The 25232-nt window shown below is 57.5% G+C and carries 15 protein-coding genes and 7 pseudogenes; 7 read left to right on the top strand and 15 right to left on the bottom strand.

Annotated elements, in window-relative coordinates; genetic code table 11:
- Positions 1-438: 438 nt before the first annotated feature.
- On the bottom strand, positions 439-1395 hold the full coding sequence (gene cynR, locus E1956_RS42175) for a transcriptional regulator CynR (protein WP_134759376.1): 957 nt from the start codon (positions 1393-1395) through the stop codon (positions 439-441).
- A gap of 450 nt (positions 1396-1845) precedes the next feature.
- On the opposite strand from cynR, the gene E1956_RS42170 reads away from it, so the two are divergent.
- Positions 1846-2814 (top strand): helix-turn-helix domain-containing protein, encoded by a 969-nt coding sequence (locus E1956_RS42170; protein ID WP_134759374.1) that lies wholly within the window; start codon positions 1846-1848, stop codon positions 2812-2814.
- Positions 2815-3288: 474 nt separating this feature from the next.
- On the opposite strand, the gene E1956_RS42165 is transcribed toward E1956_RS42170, so the two are convergent.
- Positions 3289-3822, bottom strand: coding sequence for a carboxymuconolactone decarboxylase family protein (locus E1956_RS42165; protein WP_197733002.1), 534 nt, complete (start codon positions 3820-3822; stop codon positions 3289-3291).
- A gap of 353 nt (positions 3823-4175) precedes the next feature.
- Positions 4176-4790 carry a DUF1003 domain-containing protein gene (locus E1956_RS42160; RefSeq protein ID WP_335930033.1) on the bottom strand — a complete coding sequence of 205 codons (615 nt, stop codon included), beginning with the start codon at positions 4788-4790 and terminating at the stop codon, positions 4176-4178.
- Between the two features lie 287 nt (positions 4791-5077).
- Here E1956_RS42160 and E1956_RS42155 point away from each other — a divergent pair, with 287 nt between their 5' ends.
- Entirely contained in the window at positions 5078-5503 is a 426-nt protein-coding gene (locus E1956_RS42155) for a PRC-barrel domain-containing protein (protein WP_232072464.1), read from the top strand.
- Positions 5504-5697: 194 nt separating this feature from the next.
- Positions 5698-6072 (top strand): response regulator transcription factor, encoded by a 375-nt coding sequence (locus tag E1956_RS42150; RefSeq protein WP_232072281.1) that lies wholly within the window; start codon positions 5698-5700, stop codon positions 6070-6072.
- A gap of 711 nt (positions 6073-6783) precedes the next feature.
- Here E1956_RS42150 and E1956_RS42145 read toward each other — a convergent pair.
- The 9 genes and pseudogenes from E1956_RS42145 to tnpA form a co-directional block, all read right to left on the bottom strand.
- The gene (locus E1956_RS42145) at positions 6784-7743 is read right to left on the bottom strand and encodes a LysR family transcriptional regulator (protein WP_134759368.1); all 960 of its coding nucleotides are present in this window, start codon (positions 7741-7743) and stop codon (positions 6784-6786) included.
- A 364-nt stretch (positions 7744-8107) separates the two neighbouring features.
- Positions 8108-8413: pseudogene (locus E1956_RS47840) on the bottom strand (malate dehydrogenase); the annotation flags it as partial.
- Positions 8414-8423: 10 nt separating this feature from the next.
- Positions 8424-9092 (bottom strand): annotated as a pseudogene (locus E1956_RS42135) (RNA-guided endonuclease InsQ/TnpB family protein); the annotation flags it as partial.
- Between the two features lie 192 nt (positions 9093-9284).
- A pseudogene (locus E1956_RS42130) lies at positions 9285-9731 on the bottom strand (lactate/malate family dehydrogenase); the annotation flags it as partial.
- A gap of 34 nt (positions 9732-9765) precedes the next feature.
- Positions 9766-10920: a TDT family transporter gene (locus E1956_RS42125; protein ID WP_134759752.1), complete on the bottom strand. Its 1155-nt coding sequence runs from the start codon at positions 10918-10920 to the stop codon at positions 9766-9768.
- Between the two features lie 348 nt (positions 10921-11268).
- Entirely contained in the window at positions 11269-11625 is a 357-nt protein-coding gene (locus E1956_RS42120; RefSeq protein ID WP_134759366.1) for a hypothetical protein, read from the bottom strand.
- A gap of 196 nt (positions 11626-11821) precedes the next feature.
- Positions 11822-13412, bottom strand: a pseudogene (gene tnpC, locus E1956_RS42115) (IS66 family transposase).
- 30 nt (positions 13413-13442) lie between these two features.
- Positions 13443-13787 (bottom strand): IS66 family insertion sequence element accessory protein TnpB, encoded by a 345-nt coding sequence (tnpB, locus tag E1956_RS42110; protein ID WP_134759364.1) that lies wholly within the window; start codon positions 13785-13787, stop codon positions 13443-13445.
- Positions 13784-14098 carry an IS66-like element accessory protein TnpA gene (gene tnpA, locus E1956_RS42105; RefSeq protein WP_232072174.1) on the bottom strand — a complete coding sequence of 105 codons (315 nt, stop codon included), beginning with the start codon at positions 14096-14098 and terminating at the stop codon, positions 13784-13786. Before tnpA ends, tnpB begins: the two co-directional genes overlap by 4 nt.
- A 165-nt stretch (positions 14099-14263) precedes the next feature.
- Between tnpA and E1956_RS42100 the strand changes: the two are divergent.
- Both E1956_RS42100 and E1956_RS42095 read left to right on the top strand, forming a co-directional pair.
- Positions 14264-14516, top strand: a pseudogene (locus tag E1956_RS42100) (amidase family protein); the annotation flags it as partial.
- Positions 14510-14794 (top strand): annotated as a pseudogene (locus E1956_RS42095) (GntR family transcriptional regulator); the annotation flags it as partial. The pseudogenes E1956_RS42100 and E1956_RS42095, both read left to right, overlap by 7 nt.
- Positions 14795-14907: 113 nt before the next feature.
- Here the strand turns inward: E1956_RS42095 and E1956_RS42090 are convergent.
- The 3 genes and pseudogenes from E1956_RS42090 to E1956_RS42080 all read right to left on the bottom strand — a co-directional run bounded on the left by E1956_RS42090 (position 14908) and on the right by E1956_RS42080 (position 22554).
- A complete protein-coding gene (locus E1956_RS42090) occupies positions 14908-20499 on the bottom strand; it encodes a trifunctional serine/threonine-protein kinase/ATP-binding protein/sensor histidine kinase (protein WP_167760302.1) in 5592 nt (1863 codons plus the stop codon).
- 25 nt (positions 20500-20524) lie between these two features.
- Positions 20525-21736, bottom strand: coding sequence for a transposase (locus E1956_RS42085; RefSeq protein WP_232072279.1), 1212 nt, complete (start codon positions 21734-21736; stop codon positions 20525-20527).
- A gap of 231 nt (positions 21737-21967) precedes the next feature.
- Positions 21968-22554 (bottom strand): annotated as a pseudogene (locus tag E1956_RS42080) (IS607 family transposase).
- 470 nt (positions 22555-23024) lie between these two features.
- Here E1956_RS42080 and E1956_RS42075 point away from each other — a divergent pair.
- Both E1956_RS42075 and E1956_RS42070 read left to right on the top strand, forming a co-directional pair.
- Positions 23025-23939, top strand: a complete 915-nt coding sequence (locus E1956_RS42075) for a fumarylacetoacetate hydrolase family protein (protein ID WP_134759358.1) — start codon at positions 23025-23027, stop codon at positions 23937-23939.
- A gap of 116 nt (positions 23940-24055) precedes the next feature.
- The gene (locus tag E1956_RS42070; RefSeq protein WP_134759356.1) at positions 24056-25135 is read left to right on the top strand and encodes a porin; all 1080 of its coding nucleotides are present in this window, start codon (positions 24056-24058) and stop codon (positions 25133-25135) included.
- Positions 25136-25232 lie beyond the last annotated feature (97 nt).

Genomic DNA, 25232 nt, shown 5'->3' with positions numbered 1-25232 from the left:
AGCTTAAGAATGAGCGTTGGGTGGCCAGCAATGGGGAATGCGCGTGAGGTGGGCGCTACTTCAGCTCCGTCTGACACAACAGCTTCGCCAAGAATTTTCGATTCGTAGCTCACGAGACGCCGGCGCACAGTTGGAGCATCGGGAATTCCCCGCCTAGTGGGTTGTCGAGGCGACGAGCGCTTCTCGGCAAACGGCTGAGAAAACGTCAGGTGCGACATCTATGGGCGCCGCCTTTGAAAAAGCGATATCCGGATGCATTGGGGGCCAGGACGCTTGCCTGCGATTCTTGTGACATGGTGGTTGCCCCTTCGAGTATGCAATGCCGATAACTGAGTGGTTCATCCGGATACCTTAAAGGGCGGATAAGAACAGCCTTGGACCCTAAAGATTCGAAGGTTCATCATTTGGCGGTCGATGGACGGTATAATTTTTTCCTGCTTACAAACGTTCATCGGGTGATTTGTATAGCGAGTTTCTTTTAAAACGGTTAAGTGAGATCCCGTTTTGTTCGTTTCGAATTGTGACGACTTCGCGTGCGATTTTTCGGAACGCCGTCGCAGCATGGCGTTCATATGCGCCTCGCCTGCTTAGAAGGGCGATGGAACGCTCTGGTATTTTTGGAGTCAGCTCTAGACTCGTTAGACCAGCTTGTTGCAAACCTACGTCACTGGGCAAGATGGTCGCGAGCTCGGACAATCGTATAATCTCTACTATAGCGCTGAGAGAGTTCGTTTCGAGTGCGACACGAGGCGTTATATGATGCGCTCTAAAGTGTTCGTCGATTTGAGAGCGAGTTGCGAAATCTCGCGATAGAATCGCAAGCGATATATTACTAAGATCGGTAACCGAAACGTCATGTTTTGATGTGCTCAAAGCGTGTTGATCGCTAATCACGAGTTTCAACTGCTCATTAAAAATAACCTCGCATTTAATGTCAGAGGAACGAACGGTAGAGAAGGCGATGCCAAGGTCGAGTTCGTCGGTGGAGATTGCCACTTCGAGGTCGTCTAGGGTCATTTCATGAACAGAGATGACGATACTCGGGTAGGAAAAATTAAATGCAGAGATTAGTGGGCCGACGAGATAGGCCATAAACGTTGGCGTAAAGCCTACCCGTAGCTCGCCGCGTGCAAGGTTCTCGACGTCATGTATTGCGCGGCGACCCGCCTCAAGGTCGTGATTCGCTGCTCGCGCATATTCGGCATACACTGAACCGGCATCGGTTGCGACAATGAACCTTCCGGATCGATCCAGGAGTTTTGCGCCAAGCCGATCTTCCAGCTGCTTAATTTGCTGGGATAGCGCAGGCTGGGATATGTGGAGCGCGTCGGCTGCTCGTGTGAAGTTGCGGTGTTCCAAAACCGCGAGCAGATAGCGTAATTGGCGAGGCAACATATGGCAATTTGTATGATATAACGCGTTCTGATTGGATTTTTCAATATTCCGTTCAACGATTTTTGTACGTCTAATGCGAACGTAGTGTGGATGGGGGCGCTGTCAATAAAAAGGGGGTGATCTCGGTCCGAACTACAAAAGACCGCACGCTGACAACGACCGAAGTCGGCCGGTATCGAAACAGCTGATTATTCACTTCCACTAGACAGAATTTGCCGGCCACAAGCGCTGTGTGACCTGCAGCCTCGCTAATGCCACTGCGCCCTATTTTTGGCGTTATGAAGCGAGCCGGTCTTTGCTGTTGGTCGCGTCACTTTAGAAAATGCACGGCGACGACATGGCGTCGGTGTGTTTCAAACAGAAAAAGATTGTCGTTTGGGTAGAATGGGGCCTGTTGACCAGAAGTCGGCTTGTGCGAACGGCCCCCACCGTTAGATTGTGAGGCAGCAGATGGACCTAGATTTTGATCAGAGTGAGCAGTCTCAACGCCGCACCTCAGCGGAAAGGACGCGACTTCTGTTAGGCAATGCGTCTGGTTTGCTCGTAGATGAGTCGAATTGGCGCCAACCGGCTTGCCCGTCCGTGGTGTCGGGGGAGCATTCCGGCTTCACGGTAAGCCGGTTTACCGATCTCAACGTCGATCCCAGGGAGCGGGTCGCGGAGGAGAGTGGTGATTACTACGCGCTTTCACTTGGAATTCGATCTACTAACATTGTTGCTTATTCAAACGGACGAAAGGTATTTGAGGGGGTAACCCCAGCTGGAGCGATCCACCTGGAAGCCCCGCGGACGGCTGTGCGCGGGATCTTTCGAGCGCCTACCGAGGCATTGCATTTGTTCTTTGCCAATCGGATACTTTACGACCTGCAGGATGAGCTTGATGCTACTGCTCGACCATTAGCGTTGCGGAGCATCTACTTCGATCGTGATCCGGTGTTGGAAGGTTTGCTGTTGACTTTGGCGCGTGAGCAGTTGGGCGATTGTGGGTTGGATCGCGTATTTGCGGAGGCGTTGTGCGTCGCAATTGCTTCACATCTACTTCGTACGCGGGGAGGACTGGAAGCCAATGTGCCAACCAAGGGACGTCAGGGGCTCGCCGGTTGGCGTGTACGTCGCGTAATTGACTATATCGAGGCGAATCTAGCCGGCTCGATTTCGCTGACCGATCTTGCGCAAATAGCGGGGCTTAGTCGGATGCACTTTGCTGCACAATTTCGTCAAGCTACCGGTCTTCGCCCGCATGAATGTGTCCTGATGCGGAGGATCGCTCGCGCTCAGGAGATGATGCTTCATTCCGATATGGCGCTCCTACCTATAGCGATCGCCGTAGGATTTGAAAATCAAGCGCACTTTTCTCGTGTGTTTAAACGGCTGGTAGGAGAGACGCCGTCCGGTTGGCGCATAGAGCACAAGCGCTAGGGTGGTGGTTGGCTGACGGTATGTCTTCGGTCAGGGGAGGAGGTGCGATTCGTCGATCTCCCGGGAATAGGAGTCTCACGGTGCCTCGAGGAAGATCGAGATCAAACAGGACGCTAAACCCTAAGCGAGAGACATTCGACCTGGCTACGCCGCGCCAATCGGCAGCGGTAGGACGGCCAGGTACCCGGTCAGGCTATCGAGGGGCATGGGGGGCGTCTGATCTGCGCACATTCGCGAGATTCAGGCGCGTTCTCGGGGGCCGTTATTCCTCCGCATGCACTGCGAGATACACATCATCATGATGTTCGGTCGTCGGCTAGTCCACGACGAACAAACTTACCTGGCTCATCATCAACGAAGCATGAAGGAAGGGTTTCCCGGCGACCAGGTCTGCACGGCGCGGTAGCCAAAGGCTCACTGAGCAGAACCGGCGTCTGCTGGTCCCCAAATACCCGGCGGACGGTTTCTGCGAGATTATGGTCGTTCCAATGCGTCTGACGACTTCCTCGGATCGGCCGCTGCGCAAGGTACAGGCACGTCGAACAGGATGAGCCCCGTGCAAACCGTCAGGTACACGCCCATCACGGCAGTGATGTCGAATAACCCTGTGGTACCGAAAGCCTGCTCAGCTCGGCGGTGCAACCCATCGTCGACACGATGATGGGTGAGCAGGTCGTATGTGAGTAGCGCCGCGATCATTTCCTGATCATTCAGCTCGCCGGCGATATCCCATTTGGCGAGTGTCGCGATGGCATGGTCGGATAGACCGGCTTCGCGCCCGACTGAGTTCTGAGCGTAGAGCTCATGGTGGGCGCCCCACACGGCGCCCACCATGAGGATTACCAGCTCTCGAACCTGCGGCGAAAGGATCGTATGGGTCGATTCGGCGAACTGGAAATCCGATAGCTTCTCCGACACCTCGGGATGCAGCTGCAAAACGTTGAATGGACCAATCAGCCGTCCATCCTCGGTTGTTGCTTGAACCCCCAATTGGTTGGCAGACTTCACCCACGTCGCCGTCAGCGTTTCGAAGAGTTTCCGTTGCGAGCCGCCTAGCACCGCAGGATTGGCGATGGGTACTCGAAACTGGTTTTTGGGCCAAAGCGAAGACCGTTGATGCCGGGAAATGGACCTTCATTGTCGCGGAGAATCGTACTGGCGGCTTACCGGCGCCGGCAGCCATGCCTAAGCGTGAAAGTGGAGAAGGGGCAACATGAGCAGAAGCGTGCTCATGTTCGTCGTGCGGTCTGAGAGCAGCAGTGCCCCAGCTTTCGGATCCTTATCAATGAACGAGCCGGATACCTGTGCGCGCTTGCACGGTGTAGTCAGGGCGATAGTGGGTTGCGTGGTTGGGCCGAGTGTCAAGGACCAAATGTACCTTCGGCTTTTGCCGGTTGCGACTTCGCGTGCTTTTCTCGAGTGATCTTCTCATGAACGTCACTCGTAAGCTTGGCTATTTGCTCGGTCAAGTCGCGCGTTAGCTTCGTGAGTTCAGTGTTTTGCCGCAGGAGCTCGTTCATTTGATCGTTCTGGCGGGCAAGCGCCTTGTCTCGTCGCTCCGCCGCGATTGCGAGTGCTTCACGATGGCGTGCGTCGGCCTCGGCATGCGCCTTGTCGCGGTCCGCCTGCCGGGTTTGCGCAAGCAGGATTAGTGGCGCTGCATAGGCAGACTGCAGACTGAACGCGAGATTTAGAAGTACAAACGGATAAGCGTCGAAATGGGTAACGCCCCAAACGTTCAAGGCAATCCAGATTGTCACTACAACTGTTTGCGCCACGAGAAAAGAAGGGGTGCCAAAAAATCGTGCAAACGCTTCCGCCTTCAGCGTAAACCAATCGTCACCAAAAACAGAAGAAAGATGTGCATGCGGGAGCTGGAATCGCAGGTGATAACTCTGGTCGGGAAGCGAGTTATCTTCATCCGGATTCATGTTCGTCGTGCGCAGTATAGATGGCGAGGGGAGATTTCTTTGCATGCTCAGCCCAATCCTATACGAAGCTGAACGCGCGATCTTCTAAAAATGCACGGAAAAATGCGGGAATTCCTGAAGGTGGGCGAGAAGGTGAGTAAATGGCGCGTGCTGGATAGATTCATTTTGGCGTGCAAATACGAAAGCGCGGTTGCGCGGACAATGCGAGAATGATATCGGGAGCAGCGCAAGACTCGGCGGTCATTGATCGCAATCAGTACGTTGCGCGGAAATCGATTTGACAGATCGAAGATTTCATTGACACCAAGGAGAAAATTGTGAAAATAGTCAAATTGGCCGTTATAGCCTTCGCCGCCGCCTCGCTCGGCCTGCTCACACCTCTCACGGAGGCCCAGGAGGCTGGTGCTCAGCCAATAGGTGTTAGTGTGGAACAGGTGTCCATTATCGTGAACGGCTGGAGCGCAAAGCAGAGTCTTCTCGGTAAGCCGGTCTATAACGATCAAGGCGAAAAGGTTGGCGTGCTTCACGACATCATCGTCGCACCGGATGACGCAGTTTCGTTCGCGATCATAGCCGCGCATCAATTCATTGGTGTGTCGCAGCACGACGTTGCAGTTCCAATGACGCAAATCGACGTCGTCAACGGAAAGCTGGTTTGGGCTGGCGCCACGCGTGCGGCGGTGAAGTCGATGCCCGAGTTCCAATACTCGAGGGTTCGCGTGACACCAATCGCGCGCAGAGACTATCTACATCATTGACGTTGTTAATGGAGTCGGCTGCCCGTTGGGGGGGCAGGGGCGGCCGCTTCCTCTTTCCTTTTTATACTTAAATATATTAGCTACACCACGAGATATAGTATTGCAGGCACCCAGACGTGACTATGATAGCGACATGAGCGGATGGCGTTTCCCGAGCCGCGCCACAAATTCGAATCTGGACGAGGGCCATTCGCTTGCAAATTCCCCTGATTGTTTCCATCGTCGACGACGACGAAAACGTGCGGCTCGCCACCTGCAACTTCCTGAGATCGCTGGGATGCGATGTCCGCGGGTATCCTTCCGCCGAGGCATTTCTTGACTCGGGTTGTCTTGGCGATGTGGGTTGCGTAATTTCTGACGTGCAGATGTCAGGCATGAACGGCATTGAAATGCAGCGCAAACTCAAAGAGAGGAACTCCCCATTGCCGATCATCTTTATCAGTGCGTTCGGATCGAACACCATGCGCAATGAGGCGCTGGAAAACGGTGCGCTATGCTTTCTCGACAAGCCAGTGAATGGTGGTGTGCTTATCGCGTACCTAGAGAAAGTAAGCCGCAATCTACTATGAACTGGTGGAGGAAATCTCAGGCATGTCGCTGGGATTCTTCGTATCAGTTTTCGGTATCGGCTATTCGTGGGTGAACACGATACTGTTGCGCAAAGCGTGTCCGCCCGAGCGTCGGCCCGAAGAAGCTGATTCGCGCGTTGTTGTCGCAACTGCTCGATTCGAAGCGAATGCGTGTCGATATAGTATTGCGGCAGTCGACTACACAGACAAAATCGATGCGTGTGCGCGCTACTTCGGCAGAGTCAACGGACGCAAGTCAAAACGACGCCATTCGGGGTCGACATTGAGGCGGGCTAACATGGACGAGAGGGTTCATCTTGTCGCAGGGCGGAGACGCCCAGAGGCGCCGAGATGTTGTCAAGAGGCGGACGCTCGAGTCGCGTCTCGCCTCCGGGTAAGCAGCGATACCGCGACTGTTGTCCTGCAGCTCCTCGCGCCCAAATGCGCAATTTGTTGGAGTACCTACGCGGGTCTCGTGAATGCCGGGTGGTTGACCGCGACTACGGTAAAACCTCACTGGCTCGTCTTGTCAGCGATCAGTTGCCTCGTTGCAATGTCAATTTCGGTCTATGATGCCTGGCGCACGAGACGGATCTGGCCGGTGCTAGCCGCCGCAGCCGCATGGCTGTTACTCACAGCTGGCTGGTTTGCGAATGAGCCCACACTCCGATACGCAGGGTTCACGATATTGCTCGCCCGTACGGCAATGATTTAGATGCGCTCGCGTTTCTTACGGCGAGCGCTACTGACGGACCGATCTATGTCAACATTCACAAAGTCGATGTTTTGTTCGAAGGTTTGCGTAGCTAGCGTGCGAAATGCGCGAGCGCTCGGGCTGAGAACATGCGCCTTGCGCCAGATAAGATTCAAATCACGCTCGATTTTCAGATCTGGTACAGGCAGTTGCACCAGCGTGCCAGCAGCGAGCTCCTCGGCAACAATATGCCGCGAGATCCACGCCACCGCAGTACCAAGCGTAAGCAACCGCTTAATGGCCTCTGGGCTGCCAACCGACAGTTTGGGCTCCAGCTCAAATCCGCGTTCGGCGTATGCCTGCTCAATGACGACGCGCGTACCCGAGCCCGGTTCTCGCATCACGAGCTCACCATGGCCAATGGCCTGCGCTGTTAGTCGCTCAACGCGGGCCAACGGATTTGTGGCGCTCGCCACTGCAATTAGCTCGTCACGACCTATCAAGGCAGCGTCGAACGTCGCAGTGTCATACGGTCCTTCGATCAAACCAATCTGACGCTCGTGCGTAAGCATTGCGTCTTCGACGTCTTCGGTGTTAGTGATCGCTGCGTCGACAGTAATCCCTGGGTATAGTTGCCGATACTCGTTGAGTATTGGCGGTAGTACGTAGACTCCGATTGTTCTGCTTGCTGCAAGCGCGAGGTGACCGCGCGATAAGCCGGCGAACTCGGAGACCGCTGTTTCTGCGTTTCTTGCCAGCGAGAAAATCTGCGCTGCGTAGTCTGCGAGTAACCGGCCGGCTTCAGTAGGCTGCATGCCGCGTGGCAGTCGATCGAATAGCACAACACCGAAGCGCTCCTCCAACTCGCGGATTTCCCGTGTCAGTGCAGGCTGGCTGATGTGCAGGCGCTGCGATGCCGCAGTAACGCTACCAGTTTCGACGACCGCGAAGAAGGCAGCCAGATGTATAAAGTTCATGTTCGAGCGGTCCCTTGTATGCGCGGCCGACAGGCTGTCCCCGCCAATCCAGATCAAAACCGGCCTAATACCGCAAACACGCGCGGACGCACATTTCATCCGAGCGCTTCGGATAACGTTTGTCGGCGAGACGGGGAGGGCCACCGATTGCTACCACGACGACGAGGTATGACTTACTGAACGGTGCAGAATGGTCAACTTACGTTGAACTGCCCAGCGTCCTCAAGCTTGATCGGTGAGCCACGCTTGGCAGGCCGCTCGTTTTGAGCGATATTGCAGAGCAATCGAGACCACCTGAAGCTGCCCCGAATTCTACCGGAACACAGCCACCGCCACACGACCCCAAAGTTCTGCTGCGAAGCGGTCAATGCTCGGATGAAAGTAACGCTACTACCGCGTCAACCTCCTCCTGAGGTTCCCGAATAGAGGCGTCAATGCGGCCACGGGAAAAGTCATCGATTTCGAGCTCGACCACGCGTTCATAGACACCGTTTCGGCATATTACAGGCACCCGAAACATGAGGCGTTCCGGAATGCAATACGAGCCATCTGGCGGGACGCTCATCGACACCCACTTGTTGGCCATCCCGTTGCCCCAGTCCCTCATCTGGTCGAGGGCGGCAATCGCCGCGGATGCTGATGAAGACGCGCCACGTGCCTCGTTGACGTCCTCCCCGGCCTCAGCCTGCGGCTGCCGCGCATGGCGCGGGAAGGACGGGGATTCCTACAGCTAGACGGCGACGTCCCGCCGCGAGAATGTTGTCCGCTGCATTGATGTCGCGATGGTGATACGCGCCACATTCGAAGCAGGCCCATTCCCTTATTCCAAGACCTTCCAGACCCCTCGGGCCCGTGCGCCTGTTACAGCAACTACAAGTCTGGGTTGAATATGCTTCATCGACCTCATCGAACCACACGCCTGCGTCATCGCACTTGTACTGCAGCATGGTCCGGAACAGGCTCCAGCCTGCGTCGAGCATGGATTTCGCCATCCGTGTTCTCGCGAGTGCCGAAGCGTTCACGTTGCCGACGAAGATGGCGCCGTACTCCTGTACGAGCACAGTGGAAAGCTTGTGCAACTGGTCTTTCCGTGAGTTTTTAATCTTTGCGTGAAGCGCACGTACCCGCGCCCTCTTGCGGGCGCGTTGCGCCTTTGCGACCTCTTTCTCGAGGTTACGGTAGTGCCTCTCGAGGGTTATGACGTGGCCGTCGCTGGTGCCGGCGAAGTCCTTCAACCCAAGGTCAAGCCCAACCGACTTCACGCCCATGCCGGTGGCCGGCATGGGCGTCTTCTCAACCTTGAGGGTCACGTTCAGGTGACCTCGCGCGCGAGTACACGCAACAGCTTTGCGTGTTTGTCTTTGAGTCTGAAGCGCAGGACGCGGGTGGTGAGGGACATGTGCCAATACGGTTGTTTCTCCGTATAGGCACGTCGCCGTTTCCCCGTTGAAAATCACGCGATTCCTGCTTCGCTGTCTACACCTGCCTTTCATCCCCGGCCTGAAGGCCGAGGTTTTCAGGCCGATTGCGGATAACGTCAGCGGCAGGTCAGGCGCGAAACGGCGGGTAATCCACGCGTTTTTATTTACTGGATTCCCGACGACAAGCACTTTTACCTGGTGACTCGCGACCTCATTGAGAGCTTGCCCTTGGTTGCGGAAGATTGCTGCATTGGCGGCGAGAAGGTCGCGTTGCTCCATCCCTTTCCCGCGCGGTCGCGAGCGCACCAGCAATGCGTAGTCACAATCACGGAAAGCCACGCGGAGGTCGTCGGTGATTTCGACGGATTGCAGCAGCGGAAAGGCACAGTCCTCAGGTTCCATCACAACACCGCGTAACGCGTCAAGCGCCTGCGGAAGCTCGAGCAACTGCAATATGGCCGGCTGGTCAACGCCGAGTAAGTCGCCGCGCGCTATACGAAAGAGCAGCGAATAGGCAATCTGGCCGGCAGCGCCGGTCACGGTGACACGTTGTGCAGGTTTGTGCAAGAGCTATCTTCAGAGATATCTGACAATTGAGGCCTCAGGCCGCTGCTGGACGCGTCGTGATTGTGACGAGACACGGAGCATGGAACAGCTCACCCCGCGCGAGACCGCGCAGCGTCTTCGTAAGCACAAGCCCCCAAAGGCCGAAGAGCAACATCGCCAACATCACGCCAACTACAGCGAAAGCGGTAAACCCAGTCACTCGATAAAGGTTGATAGTCGCCACGGTATAGACGCCGAGCGGGAACGTGAAACCCCACCATCCGAGATTGAAGGGCAACCCTTCACGGCGATAGCGCAAAGTGAAGAGCACGGCCGTGGCAAGCCACCAGAGACCCACGCCCCACAGCAGCAGTGCACCAATCAAACCAAAGTCGCGTGCAACCAGTGCGGCAGCGCTGAGCGACGTACCTGCGAACGCGGTCGGTGCAGCCTGCCCCAAAGTCAGGAGGCCAAGTGCGCCGGTACCGATCGGGCCAAGCGTCAGCCAGCTCGACGGTCCGAGGTCACGATGCGGCAGCTTGTGAATAACGAGACGGAAGAAGACCAGCGTAAGCACCGAGAACGCGAGCGGCACCGAAATCGCCCAGAGCACATAGCCAGCGCCGATTACTGCGCGCGCCGTCTCCGCCGGAAGATGTGGGGCAAGGGTAGCCGCACTGGCCGCCGCAACTTCGGGCGCAACGATGGGCAGCAGCAGCACGGCTGTCATACGCTCAAACGCGTGACTCTGCTCAGTGAACATCAGGTACGGCACACCGATCGCGACCACGACAGACAACACTGCGTCGAAGCACCACAACGGGTACGCTACCGCATAGGCGCCGTCACCCAGATTTGGACCTGCAAAGAGCACAATGCCGTTGATAATCGGCGCAAGCCCCATCGGTATTGCGCCAAGGAACATCGATTGCAGCGGATGGTGGAGCATCGGCCGAATCGTTTCTGGATAGAAGATCCAGCGGGCAACAAACATCGCGGCAAAGGTAGCGTAGAGAACGATGTCGAGACCCCACAACGTGTGTGCCAACTCTTTCTGGCCAGCAAAGTGCGCTGGCAGCGCGAAGAGCACCAGAAACACGATCCCATTGCCCATCGTCATCGCAAACCAGTTCGGCGTGAACTGTCTAATTATTGCCCCAATGCCCGACGCGAACGGGTATGACACAGGTTGGCGTGCTTTTGTCTTCATCGTCATGTCCCTCTGGAACGTTTCTGATGACTCGAAATGTAGACCTCACCGACATATACTAAAAATACATATTTAACATTCTTACAATGCCAAATTGATATGGCAGTGCCTGGCCTCCGAAATTCGTATGATTGGCTCCCGATGGCTGTCAAAAGGCGGTTGCTGAGCGAACTACACCGCCGTCCCTTACCTGAGAACTCACCGCCGCGCCATGCACGGATGTACGGGATACGTGCACCAACCCAAGCCAACCGCGAACCCCCAACCGCGAACCATGCTGGACCACAGGCGCACACCTACCCTTTACCTGCGCCCGCCCTCAAACGCTTGTCCAGCAAGGGTTTCAGGTTAATACTCCTTTTCTGGCACAGTTACTGCTGGCTTGAGTTCCAACTTGTATTCAAGATTGGACTCATGCCTCACGACACTCCACTCCGCGTTCGAGCGCTGCTCGACGCCTATGTAAGCAAGAGCATGACGCCGCTCAAGGTCGCCGAGACTTTGAGCGCTCGGATTGACGCCTCCCGTCATTCCGAAGTCTGGATATCGCGCGTTAGTGCAGCAGATTTGGGGAGCCGTGCTACCGCCCTCGAAGAAGCTCACGCGCGCCTTGGCCCTGCCGTTTTCGAGCGGATGCCGCTCTTCGGCGTATCGTTCGCGGTGAGGACAATATTGACGTCGCGCGAAAGGCGACCACTGCGACATGCGATGCTCTCGTATACCCGCCCAGAGCCTCGGCGTTTGCTGTCGATCGGTCGCTCGACGCAGGGTAAGCGGCTCGGCAGGGCCGGTCCCCGATTCGCGCGCGCGTGGGGCATGATGTGAGAGCGTGGAGAGGTCCGGGTAGATCCAGATAGATCGTTTCCATGATCGTGGACACGATCTATCTGGATCTACCCGGTCAAACGGCGGGCGTGGGCGGAGCGGCCGGCTTCAGTTTGTCGGCCACGTTCCAGGGAAGCAGTTCGTCGATGCGGTTGACCTTGTGGTCCGCAATATGAGTGAGCACGTATTCGAGGTAAGCACGTGGGTTGATTTCGTTGAGTTTGCACGTACCGATGAGACTGTACATCGCCGCCGCACGCTCACCGCCGCTGTCGGAGCCAACGAACAAATAGTTTTTTCTGCCCAACGCTACACAACGCAGGGCATTTTCTGCAAGCACATTGCTGATCTCGGCGCGTCCGTCCTCGCAGTAGAACGTGAGCGCCGCCCAGTGGTTCAGCGAGTAGTTGATCGCGCCCGTGAGCGTAGACTTCTTCGACAGCGTCGCAAGCTTGGCCCTGAGCGTCGATTCGAACGCGTTGAGCAGAGGCTTGCTCTTCTCCTGCCGCACACGCAACCGCTCATCGGGAGGTTTGCCGCGAATGTCGGCTTCGATGCTGTAGAGCTCGCCGATCATCTCGAGCAGTTTCTGGGTATCCGGAGTCGGCGTACGCTCGTGAACGTCGTATATGTACCTCCTCGCGTGATCCCAGCATGCCGCTTCGAAGACGTCGCCGCTTGCGTACAGCTGATCGAAGCCGGCGTAGGCATCCGCCTGCAGGATTCCCTTGAAGTTGGCGAGGTGCGTTTGCGGATGAACACCCTTGCGGTCCGACGAGTACGTGAACCAGACTGCCGCAGGCTCCGTCGAGCCCGAGCGTCGATCGTCGCGCACATAGACCCAGAATCGGCCGGTTGTCGTCTTCTGGTTGCCCGGTGTGAGGACGGGAACCGTCGTGTCGTCGCCATGAAGCTTGCCGGCAGCCAGCACGTAGCGCTGGATCGCCTCGACCAGCACCATGCAGAGCTCGACGATCTGGCCGATCCAACGGCCCATGCTGGCGCGATCGAGCGTCACCCCGTCGCGGGCCGCGATCTCCGACTGGCGATACAGAGGTTGGTGATCCGCGAACTTCGATACCGCGATATCGGCCAGCAGGCTCGGATGCGCGATGCTGCGCTCGATCGGCAGGCCCGGCATCGGCAGTTGTTCGATATGGCCGCAGCCGGGGCAAAGCAATTTGCGCCGGATCGTGCGGATCACCTTGAATGCGGCGGCTACGCGCGCGAGCTGTTCGGATACGTCCTCGCCCAGCGGCTGCATGGTCGTCGCGCACCGGGCAGAGCGGATCAGGCTCGAGTACGATCTCCTCGCGCGGCAGGTGCGGCGGGAGCGGTTCTCGCGAAGGCGATTTGCTGGCCGGCGCATTCGGTGTCCTGTCTCGCTGGTTACGCGCCTCGGCAGCACCACGGCCGCCCGTCAGGTCCTCCAGCTGCGCCTCGAGCTTGTCGATCTGCTTGGCGAGTTGTTCGGACTTGCGCCCGAAGTGCATCCGCCTGAGCTTGTCGATCTGCGCCTTCAGGCGCTCGATCTCGTCATCTCGCGCGGCGAGTTCCTCCGCCATCTTCGCAATCGATGCACGGTGCTCAAGCAGCGATGCCTGTTGCGCGAGCACCATGGCACGGAGCTCGGCGACAGTATCGGGAAGCGGCGCTTGATCGGACATGCGTCGCAGTTTACGAGCCTTCCTCGAGGTTTACAACATCGAGAGTGCGGCGGTGCGTCGTGGTTGTCGCCAGTCGATGCCCTCGAGCAACATCGACAACTGCGCGCTCGTCAGATGGATCTTGCCGCCGTCGGCCTGCGGCCAGATGAAACGCCCTCGCTCCAACCGTTTCGCGAGAAGCCAGAGCCCGTCCTCAGTAGCCCAAAGCACCTTCACAAGATCGCCGCGGCGCCCTCGGAAGATGAAGACGTTACCGCCAAGGGGGTTCTCCTCAAGCGCCGTTTGCACCTTGGCAGCCGGGCCACGGAAGCCGCAGCGCATGTCAGTGACGCCCGCGACAAGCCAGATACGCGTACCCGTTGGCAGAGAAATCACGAGCGCAGACTCCTCAACACCGTTCGAAGCGTCTCAGCGTCGACAATACCGTCGACCTTAACCACCGCCCGACCGATCCGAACCTCGATTGAACCAGTGGGCACAGCCGGCCTCACGGTCTCAGGCTCTGGCAGCGCAGGAGGTTCATTGACCGATGACGCCTCGTTCACGATTGCCACCGGAACGAGTTGCACCGCCTCGGCTTGCTGTTCCGCCAGATACCGGCGCCGCCACGTGAACACGAGGTTCGCGTTCAAGCCGTTCTCACGGGCCAATCTGGCGATTGACACCCCTGGTTCGCAAGCTGCCATCGCCAGGCGACGTCGGAATTCCGGATTATGGTTTGGGCGACCTTTACGGCTGCCGGGCCTCTGTGTTGGCTCTGACAAAATGATGTCCACCACTTCGAAAATGATGGACATCACTTTGATGCCGATCCTTGCGGGCGTCTACGACGGCCATCGCGAGCCGCTTACGACGCAGGTGCCATCCTCGTCGGAAAGACGAATCTCGATCAATTCGTCACAGGTCTTGTCGGCACGCGCACGCCCCGTGGCGGAGTGCGGCAGTTCGAATCCGACGCGCGCATTTCCGGTGGATCGAGCTCGGGTTCGGCGGTCGCGGTTGCGGCCGGGATCGTCGCGTTTGCACGGCACGGATACAGCAGGCTACGGAGGTATTCCCGCCGGCTTCAACGATCTCGTGGGTCTCTACCCGACACCCGGGGTCTAATTGCGGCAACGGGCAACGCAGATATGCCCCGAGTTCATAACGACGTCACTGCGCGCATCCGAATCGTCCGGAGACTGGACTTCCTGAAGCTACGACGAATCGGTGCAACGTACGAAGAGAACTCCACTATGTTCAATCTGATCGACCGTGGAAGGCTGGCTGAGGCGAGCATTCTGTTGCGAGCGCATTTTACTCGGAGCATGCTCAAGGTACGCAAGATCACGTTGTCGATGCTCGCTGCCGCTTGGGACCGTAAGTTGCCCTTTGTTATTTGAGCGCACGGTCGATCCAGCTCCGTATGGTGGTCTGGGGCGTGCACTCGCGTATCGACTGGTCACGAATGGTGCATCGTGATGAATTGTGAGTAGGAAGGAACCCAACACGCCCGTCACAATTCGCTGTCTACAAGCGGAGGTAGGCTGAATAGAAAAACGGCGCCGCGTCCGATTCTATTGGATGCCCACACGCGCCCTCCATGGGCTTCGATGATTGAACGGCAGATTGGCAATCCCATGCCCATGCCGTCAGGTTTGGTCGTGAAAAATGTGTCGAACAGCCGGTTTGTGTTTTCCGGATCAATACCCGTCCCAGAATCCTCTATCGAGATTACCACTTGCCCGGCTTCGCCTATGCGTGATTCGATGCGTAATTCGCGAGGTCCGTCACCGATGTCGGCCATGGCCTGGATGCCGTTGATGACCAGATTGATGAGAACTTGCTGAAGCTGGACCCGATCTCCAAGGACCGGAGGCAATTGGGGGGCGAGCTGAAGTAGCAATGCAACGCGTTGACTCAGAATTTCGCGCTGAACTAGGGACGCGACATCGTTGACCACGTCGTTAATCTCCACTCGCGTCTTTTGCGGGGCCGCCCCTTTGGTGAGTGCTCTAATGCGCCGGACGATTTCACTTGCGCGCTCGCCATCGACAATCATATGTTCCACACACGCACGTACTCTTTCCAACTGAGGCGTACTGTGACTAAGCCATTGCAAACATGCCTCACCGCAAGTAACGATGGCACACAGTGGCTGACCTACTTCGTGGGCGATGGATGCACTTAGTTCACCAAGAGTTGTAACTCGGGCCACGCGGGCCAGTTCAGCCTGCAATGCTTGCAATTGGTCCTCCGCTTGCTTGGCGGCAGCCCGCTGCTCGGCGAGTTCCGCCTCGGCTCGCTTGGCTTCAGTCAAATCAAGCACGAAAGCGACACCTTGGTTTGCGCTATCTTCAAACATCGCCGCGCCGAGTAAAACTGGCACGCGGCTTCCGTCCTTTCTGCAAAAGACCTTTTCGAATGGCTTTAACGTTCCCGTCACCTTGAGTTCTGGGACTCGCTCCTGGATATCGCGCTCAAGCCACTCGGGCGGAGTCAGAGTCGTCCAGCGCATATCTCCTGACACGAAGTCCTCTCGGTCGTAACCCACAATGCGGAGAAATGCGTCATTGGCCTCGAGTATTTGACCTTCAAGATCCCAAATAAATATACCGACGATATTTGCATCGACGAGCCGCCGGATCTTTGCTTCGCGTTCAGCAATATCTCGATACAGGAACGCGTTTTCCAGAGTAATCGCGGCTTGCGAAGCCAATAGTTCAAGAACCGTCACGCGTTCGGGCGTGAACGCGTGGGTGGCAAGGTTGTTCTCGAGATACAACATGCCTATCAAGTCGGTGCGGCGCATAAGCGGTAGGCACAGCACCGACTTTGGCGAGCGGCGGACCAAATACTCGTCTGCCGAATACGGATTCAGTTGCGTCGCGTCGTCCAATAGCACCCGCTCCTGGCTGCGCCGGACGTAGTGCACGATTGAACTTGGCACTTCTGGTGCGGTCATCGCAGGTCCCGGCGGTGATGCTGCTGGGACTGCCTGTTGCAGGCGCCGCCGCACATGAATCGCCTCTTGGTCCGAGCTCGCTTCGGCTGCGAGAACCAGGGTTTCGTTGCGTGCGAGCAGCAACTGTCCCGACTGCGCACCGGCACTTTCGAGCACGATGCGCATCAGCGTATCGACTAGATCCTCCAAAATGATCGGACTCGAGATGGCTTGTGAGGCCTTAGTGACCGAGAGCAGATCCAATTGTGCGAGGTTGCCAGGCAAAGTGGTAGAGCATGCCGTTGTATCCTTGCTCAACGGCGACATTCGCGCATCAAGTTGCGCCACCTTTGCGTGGGCACCCCAGCGCGCAAAGCAGCTGCGCGCTTCTTCGAGATGGGCGCGGGCGGCGGTGGTGGCTTCGCAGACCCGGTAAAATTCCGCCGCCAGCTCATGCGCCGTGCCTTCGTTCTGGACGAAGCCGTTTTCGCGCGCCAGTCGAATGGCCTCATCGTACAGACGCATGGCATCGGTGTTTCGTCCATCCACTCGGGCGACTTCGGCCGATACCAGGGCATGCTTATCGGCAAAACTCGAAGGACATTGCTCGGCCCACTCGCGCAGTTGCTCCTCGTGTACCGCCAGACGGTCGCGCCAGCCATCGCGCGCGGCGGCAGAGACTTTGTTGTAGAGCGAAGCAAGAATGAGTGCCGTATAGAAGTAGTAATCGAACAGAGGAAAATGGGCGGTGGAGGACCAGAGCAGGGCATTCGCGTGGTCGGCTGCCACAAGTGCCTCGGTGTAGTCGCTGGCGACGAACCGCGCCTTCGCCTTTGCGATCCAGTACCAGCAGATCTTTGTGGGCATTAGGCCGCGCTCGAGGACCTGAGATTCAAACTCCGCTTCGTCGAACTCCGCGTCGGAGAAACTATCGACCGCGACGGTGCGGCCCTGCATAGCAGCGATGAAGCGCTGCTGAGGGATGATGATTTCTTCAATGTCACCGAACTTGCTTTTGTGAACGAAGTCTCGGGCGATTTCCGATTCACGCCACACCGAATCTAGCGGATCGTTGCGCATGAGGAGGAGCATGATGATGTGCAGCATGCCATAGCACGCGTAGGTTAAGTCTCCTGTCCCGGTTGCGGTGCGGAGGGTCGCGCGGATGAAGTCAATCGACGTCTCCAGGGGATGCGTCCAAAACGCGGCGATCGCAGTTGCATCCTGAACTTTCGCTCGATACGCGAGAAAGTCGTGCTTTTCCACTAGGTCGCATCCGAGCTTGGCGAGACGAAAACCCTCCGGATAACGCTGAAAAGCTGGCCCGAGGGTGAATCCGAAATAGCCGCAGGCATGCGCTGAGGCGCCGTTCACGCCGTGTGAGATGCTGAGATTCAGCGTGCGACACAGTTCCAGGCAAAATAGATTGCGGTCGGTGACATAGGCAGAATTCGAGAGTGTACACAACAGACGCGTCGCGGCCTGCAGTTCCGGATCCTCCATCAACGGAAGGTCTATCAGGTCCTCGATTGTACGGCCCTCTAGATTTCGAGAAAATGTCTCGTATTCGGCCTGAACCTGTTCCCAGGTAGGGTGTGCAGGAATGTCAATACCGAATAACTTCAGGCACTCTAACGCGCTGTCGACTGCTTGTGTGTTCTCGGACTGGACAATGTGGAGAAGTACCTGCAGATCATAGACGGCTGCCACGTCGACCTTCGATTTTCCGCGCTGAAGTAATTCCGCTAGCAGGTCCTCTGCGCAGCCGAGTTCACCGGTTAGGAAATCGCATTCGGCGCATTCCAGCCGCAACTTGAACATCAATTCGTAATGTCCGGCCCAATACGTCTCGTCAAGGAGAGCCATACCGGCTGCGAAATACAGGCGCGCCGACGCATATGCTGCCGAGGTCTTGGCCCTGCCCCCAGCACGCAGGTTAATCGCCGCCACCTCCGCCTTTTCATCACGATCCACGAGCCGTGCAGCTCCTCGATTGAACTGGTTCGCGACATCGAAAACATGCTCGCCGAGCTCATGAGTCGTCATGCTGGCCAACAGCGCACGGCCGAGGTAAAGGTGGACTTCGGGCCTTTCAACTTCGGGAATCAGAAAATAGGCAGCTTGCTGGATGCGATCATGCAGAAACTTGCCGGTGTCGCCGGTGCGTACGGTCAGGTTTTCGCGCACCGCCGCCGCAAGGCCTTGCTCGACTTCGGTCTCACTCATACGCTGCCAAGCTTGGTCCTCTAAGGGACTGGTGGCCAGTGTGAGATGGTGCAAATCAAACGTGTTGCCGAGGCAAGCGGCCAGTTGGAGGACTTTCTGCGCTGGAGTCGGCAGTCGACGTAACTTTCCTACCATCAAGTCGACGACGTTGTCGGCGAAGTCCATTGCCTTGATTTGACTCAGATCCCAATGCCAGGAGCGGTGTTGCATGTCCTGCCATAGCAATCCCTCCCGATGCAGCGCGTGCAGGAACTGGATGAAGAAGAAGGGATTGCCTTCAGTGCGTTCGCGGATCAGCCGTGCAAGCGGCTCGCAAAAATAGGCCGTCGCGTGCAGGGTATCGGCCACCAATTGGGTCAGATGCGGTAGCGACAGCGGTACAAGCCTGAGGTCCGTCACCGGTGAGCCGCTGTTGCGGATCGCCCGTAAGCTGTCCATCAATGGGTGGGAGTCGCTGACTTCGTTGTCGCGGTAGGCGCCGATGAGCAATAGATAGCGGACGTCCGGGTGAGTGAGCAGGTGTTCGACGAGTGTCAGGCTGGCTGCATCGATCCACTGCAGATCGTCAAGAAACACGACCAGCGGACGTTCTTCGCTCGTGAACGCCGTTACGAACTGTCGGAATACCATCTGGAAACGGTTCTGGGCTTCTGCTGGCGGCAAGGGTGAAACAGGCGGCTGCGGCCCGATAATCAATTCAACTTGAGGCAGTACGTCGACGATAAGTCGTCCATTGACTCCGACAGCCCCCTGGATCCGTTGCCGCCAACCTGCTATGCGCACCTCGCTTTCCGCTAGCAGTTGCCGTAGCAGTTCGCCAAACGCCTGGGTGAGGATGGCATAGGGAACGTCACGCTGATACTGATCGAACTTTCCAGTAATGAAATAGCTATGCTTCTCGACAATCGGCTTGCGCAACGCATCGACCACGGAGGACTTGCCGACGCCTGAGTATCCGGAAACAGTCGCCAGCGATGCCTGGCCTGTTTCCACCATATGGTCGAAGGCGCCGAGCAGCCGTTCGACTTCGGGCCCGCGCCCATACAATATGTGGGGAATCTGGACGCGTTCAGATATATCGTCTGTGCCGAGCGGGAAAGGTTGGATGCAGCCAGATGTGCGTTGTTGCTCTAAGCACCGGTCAAGGTCAGCACGCAAACCATAAGCACTTTGGTAGCGTTCTTCCGGTAACTTGGCCAACAGTTTCATTACGATGTCGGACACAGACTGCGGCACGTCGGGTACGACTTCATTTGGCGGAGTGGGCATGCGGGCGATATGGCAATGCGTCCATTCCAGCGGATCGTTGGCCCAGAAGGGCAACTGACCAGTAAGCATCCGATAGAGCAAGACGCCTGTCGAATAGAAGTCGGCCCCATAATCCACTGTACGATTCATGCGGCCGGTTTGCTCGGGCGCCACGTACGCCCAATCACCAACGGAAATTGAACTCTCCTCTGGCGAGTTAGCGTTATGTTCCTGAGTGGTCGCGAGGCTGAGGTCCACCAGCAAAACGCGGCCCGTATTTGGATCGACCAGAATATTAGAAGGCCGGATATCTCGATGGATAATCTGCGCGGTAGTTGTTCCCACCAGTGCATCTGCCAAACTGCGGCAAATTTGCAGGCAAAGGGGCACATTTATGCGCGGCACACGACCCAACATGGTCTCGAGCGATTCACCTGCGAAATTCTCGAGGACCAGCGCCAGGTGACCGCCTTCGTTGACTAGCGCGAGGGGTTTGGCGATGCCCGCAACGGTCAACGATCGAAGGAGCAGGTATTCATGTTGGAATCGAGCGGACCGACCTACGTCGGTGCGCTCCAGCGGGAGTCTTAACAGCACCGGAACCCCGTCTGTTAAGCGGTGCGCGCGAAAGAGGCCCGAGTCCGCCGTCTCGCAGATCCGTTCAATGATCTGATAATTCGCGATGGTCATTGTCCACTCCCCCCGACCGTTCATTCTAGTATGCACAAATCTGCTCACACAGTTTGCTTGCGCAGGGCAAACGGTTGTCCCTGCTGAGGGGAGCGGCGCGAGCGCCGCCACCATGTGTGCCGTTCGCACTCCGGGGCGGCTTGCCGCCCCGAGTGGCGAGCCACAGCTCGCGCACCACACCCCTATACGCTGCATGAACGCTGCGCCAGGCAACCACACGCGAATCTCCGCTTTTCCTTGCAGGTGGCGCGAGGGCGTGATGGCCACCTCGCACCGGAGCACGGATTACCGTGCCGGCGCGCGGCAGACGCTCGGTCAACGTCTGCCCACGTTGGGCGATGACGCCCGCCGCAGCAGCATGCACCCTCCAGCCCCGTCTCGATGCGTACTTCACGGCACCGATGGTCGACGTGTAGGCCGGGTCAATCCTGATCAGTTCGACACCTGCACGAAAGCACTTCGCCTCGAGCAGTTGCCGGCATTTCGCGTAGAGCAGCCCCGAGAGCGCCCTCGCTCCCTTCGGGCTGAGGTGCGCCACGGCTTTCTTCTTCGCCGTGAAGTCCAGATCCTCCGCGACAACCGGCTTGCGAGCGCGCCTCGCCCAGCGCACCACCTCGGTCAACGCATCCGACAGCACCGCGCCGCGCTGACCGGAACTGGCGTGCTCTCGCAAGAGTGGCAAGCGCTTCGTTCGCAGCAGGTTGCCGAATGGGTCAGTCTCCGTCACGGCGAGGTGATCCACGTTGAAGTCGACTCCGATAGCGCCGTACTCGGTGTCGAGTGTGACGCGTTCGGCTGGCTTGTGATTGAACGACACAAACGCGCGCCATCCGCGCTCATCGCGGTGCAGTCGCCGGCTCAGCGCAGTGCCAGCTTCCAATGCCACATCGAGCGCCTCATGGTCGTAGGCAAACGCGACATTGTCGATGACGAAGTACTTCCCATCGCCGGACGCGGGCAGCCGGTCGGGGGCGCGGATCTTCAGCGCATACGTCCCGTCGCCCGTCTTCGAAAGCTGACAGAGCTGGTTGCCGGCCGTCTCGTCCTTCGAACCGACGAAGAACACTTGGTGCGAGCGGCTTGCCTGCCACCGATGCAGCCACGTGTCATTGCTCTCGAAGCCTGCAAGGTCCAGATGGTGCTGTTGCCTGAACAGCTTGCGCGTGCCGAAGCAGATGCCGGGTACGTTGGCCTCGAGTCGCTGGCCGATACGCGCGAGCTTCGCCCTGGGCCGCATCAGCCGGATGCCATTCTGGTGCGCCGTGAGGCGCAGCTTCGCTTAGCGCTGCGGCTTCAGACGCAGGCGATCCGTCGCTATCTGCAGTCTTGTGGGATTTTGCCTTGCCGCCGTCGGCAGCCATGCGGGCGTACAGCTTGCGCTTCATTGAGCCGTACAGCTCGCCCAGCCGGTCGACCAGCAGTACGTCGACCTGCGGCAGTTGCAGCCGGGTCTGGATCGTCGCCTGCATCAGGCCGCCAGCGCCCGCAGGTTCCTGGGGCTGCGCGCGCCATACAGGCGTGAAGAAAAGACCGTCAGGACTTCAACCAGATCTTCGGTCAGCTGCTGCTCGCCGCTGGCATCCGGGACCGCGTCGAGAACGACGACCCCGACGTGAAAGGACTCGCAGACGCGAAAGAGCAGCTCGCTGCCGAAGCGCAGCAGCCGGTCTTTCGTGACCAGCACGAGACGCGCCACATGTCCACGGAGAATGCCAGTGAGCAGTCGGCGCAGCCCCTTCTTTCGATAGTTCAGTCCGCTACCCAGGTCCGAAATGATCTCGATATCTGTGAAACTAGCGTCGATGCAGTGGTGTTCCAGCCTGGCAGCCTGCGCTTTTAGCTGTTCGGCCTTGTCGTGCGAGGAAACACCGGCGTAGCGGACGGTCTTGCCGGTGGCAGCCGGCTCGGCGCCCAAGGCGGCGTGCACCGTGTCGCGCTGGTATCGTCGATATCCGCCGACAGTCCGGCCGAACGGCACTAACAGCCCCTGTCGATGCCAGCAACGCAGTGTCGCCACCGCCACGCCCAGTTTGCCGCCGTCTCGCCAATTGACAAGAGTCACATCCGATATCTCCACATAGTTGCCGGGTGTCGAACTCGCTTTTAAACGCGATGGTCACGTTTGTGCGGACTTAACCGTCACTGTTGCAAACCCCTGCGTTCCGACGCCTATGCCCCGAAGGAAAAGGAGGCGGCAGTGGGGTTCAATCAGCAGATGCTTGCTCTCCGGTGAGTCGGAGTGACGCTAGGTGACATTGCGTCACTTCCCACCGTGGTGCCCTCCGATGAAGTTTTCGGACCGGCGATAGGAATCACCGGCTTTGCTGGATTGACGAGGGTCACATTCCACATCTCAAAAGATACCGTAGAGCTCCCGGGCTAAAGGTTCGCGTTGGGGCCGCTTCAGAGTGTGCGGCTCGAAGCGCTGTCACATATCCATGTGATTTCGGTGAATTGAGTCAGTTCGGATAATGGGTCCATGAGAATGCCGCGAGCGGCGGCCAACCCCCCAATGGACTCAAGCAATGAATTTTGGAATTGCTACGGTGCTTACCCCTGATCCGGTAGGTGCGCTCGCAATCGGCGAGACATACTGGGCATTCGACGCCTTGGTGCAGCACGGTGTCGAGGTGCCTTCCATTGATGTTAAGGCTCTGTTTTCAGATTGGTTTGCGAATATTGAGCTACTCGCAAAGGTTGCGGAGAGGTGCGTAGAGGACCCCGAAGTCGCTGCTCTCGGGCGTAGCGCTGACCAGGTAACGCTTGGTGTGCCGCTGCTATACCCCAACAAGGTTATCGCCGTCGGCGCAAATTACGCAAGTCATCTGGAAGAAATGGGATTGCCGGTGTCCCGCTGGGACCCCTTGCCGTTCTTCTTTAAGCCACCGACCACCACCTTGGTAGGCCCGGGTAAGACAGTGAGAATCCAGTCGCGGACTCGTCAGCTCGACTGGGAAATCGAACTTGCGGTCGTTGTCGGAAGGCGGCTTAGCGATGCCAGTCAGGAGCAAGCAAAGGCGGCAATTGCTGGGTACTCCGTTGGTCTGGATATGAGCGCAAGAGACTGGATCCAGCAGCCCGACTCCCCACTTAAGGTGGATCTGATGCGGGGAAAATGCCAAGACACCATGTGTCCGCTTGGGCCGATTATCCGACCCGCGCGCTTCGTTCCCGATCCGCACCAATTGCGACTTCAGTTATTCGTCAATGGTGAACCCCGACAGGACGCTTCCACTGCCGAAATGCTGTACCGAATTGAGGAGCAGTTGAGCCTTATTAGCCAGTTCATCACGTTAGAGCCAGGGGACATTGTGCTCACGGGCTCGCCCGCTGGCTCCGGAGTCTCATACGGCGCTTTTTTAAAGCAAGGGGATCGCATAGCCGCCTCGATTGAGGGAATTGGCACGCTAAATGTAGAAGTGGCCGCAGAGGTGCGATAAAGCTTTTCGCGATGAAGAAGGCCGCGAGACGGCCACATTGCTGGGCTAGGCGCTGCCCAATAGCTTGTTGCGCCAAATCAAAATAAAACTTGAAATATGGTTTGGAGACGACGTCTATGCATCGCAAGCTCTCGATGATCGCTTTGTCCATCTCGCTGTTTAGCCTCTCACAGCTTGCTGAAGCGCAAAGCTCAGTAACCTTGTATGGCCTGATTGACTCCGGTTTGACTTATGTGTCGAACGCAGGCGGAAAGAGTGATTTTCTGGCGAATGACGGCATTATCCAACCGGGTCGTTTTGGCTTTCGCGGTAGTGAAGACATTGGCGGCGGGACACGGGCGATCTTTACACTCGAAAATGGTTTTTCGCTGAATACCGGGGCATTCTCGCAACCCGGATTGATCTTCGGACGTCAAGCCTTTGTCGGACTATCCAATTCGAAATTTGGCTCATTAACACTAGGCCGCCAATATGATTTCGTTTGGGACTACGTCACTCTGTTCTCGATGGGCTCGCGAATTGGCGCCTTTGGATTTCATCCCGGAGACTATGATCACCTGGCCGGGTCCCTTCGCATCAACAATGCAGTGAAGTACACGGTGGACCCAATCGGGGGCTTGAGCGTAGGTGTGTTGTATGCATTCGGTGGCCAACCCGCAAGTGCCAGCAATGGTCGGGCGGTCGCGGCCGGAGCGCGATACACCGGCGGAATCTTCAGCGTTGCGTTTGCATATAACAACGTGCACGACATGCCGCTCAATCCTCCTGCCCAAATTGCAGCCTCGCTCGGCCCTTCATTTCCGGCTGGGGCGTTTGTGGCCGAAAACATGCAGAATATCGAAGCGGCTGCCAGTGTAACCTTCGGCCCGTCTTCGACGCGAGCTCTGTTCACAGCGACCACGATTGATGATTCAAAAAGTTCTGTCACCATGCGGTCCTATGAGCTTAGCGAAGTCTTTCAGTTCACGCCCGCTTTGTCAGGCAGTGCGGGATTTTCATACACGCGGATGTCCCCAGCCACGTGGCGCAATGTTAGCGCGATTCTCGACTATTCCTTGTCAAAACGCACGGATGTTTATCTGAGTGCCGCATATCAGAACGCCAGCGGCGGCGCCCGAGCTGCATTTCTCGCGATACCAGCATCTAGTAATGGAAACGACGTTGCCGTACGTGTTGGCATCCGTACATTCTTCTGATAATGTCCGGGTCGATCTGAACGCGAAGGGCGGCTCTTAATCGCGACGGTACGCAGCGTTTCGCGGGCGTCGCCAACGTTGAGGTGAACGGGGGGGG

This window comes from Paraburkholderia pallida (genome assembly GCF_004524855.1).
Taxonomy (GTDB): Bacteria; Pseudomonadota; Gammaproteobacteria; order Burkholderiales; family Burkholderiaceae; genus Paraburkholderia; species Paraburkholderia oxyphila.
This window is presented reverse-complemented; position numbering and strand designations above follow the sequence as displayed.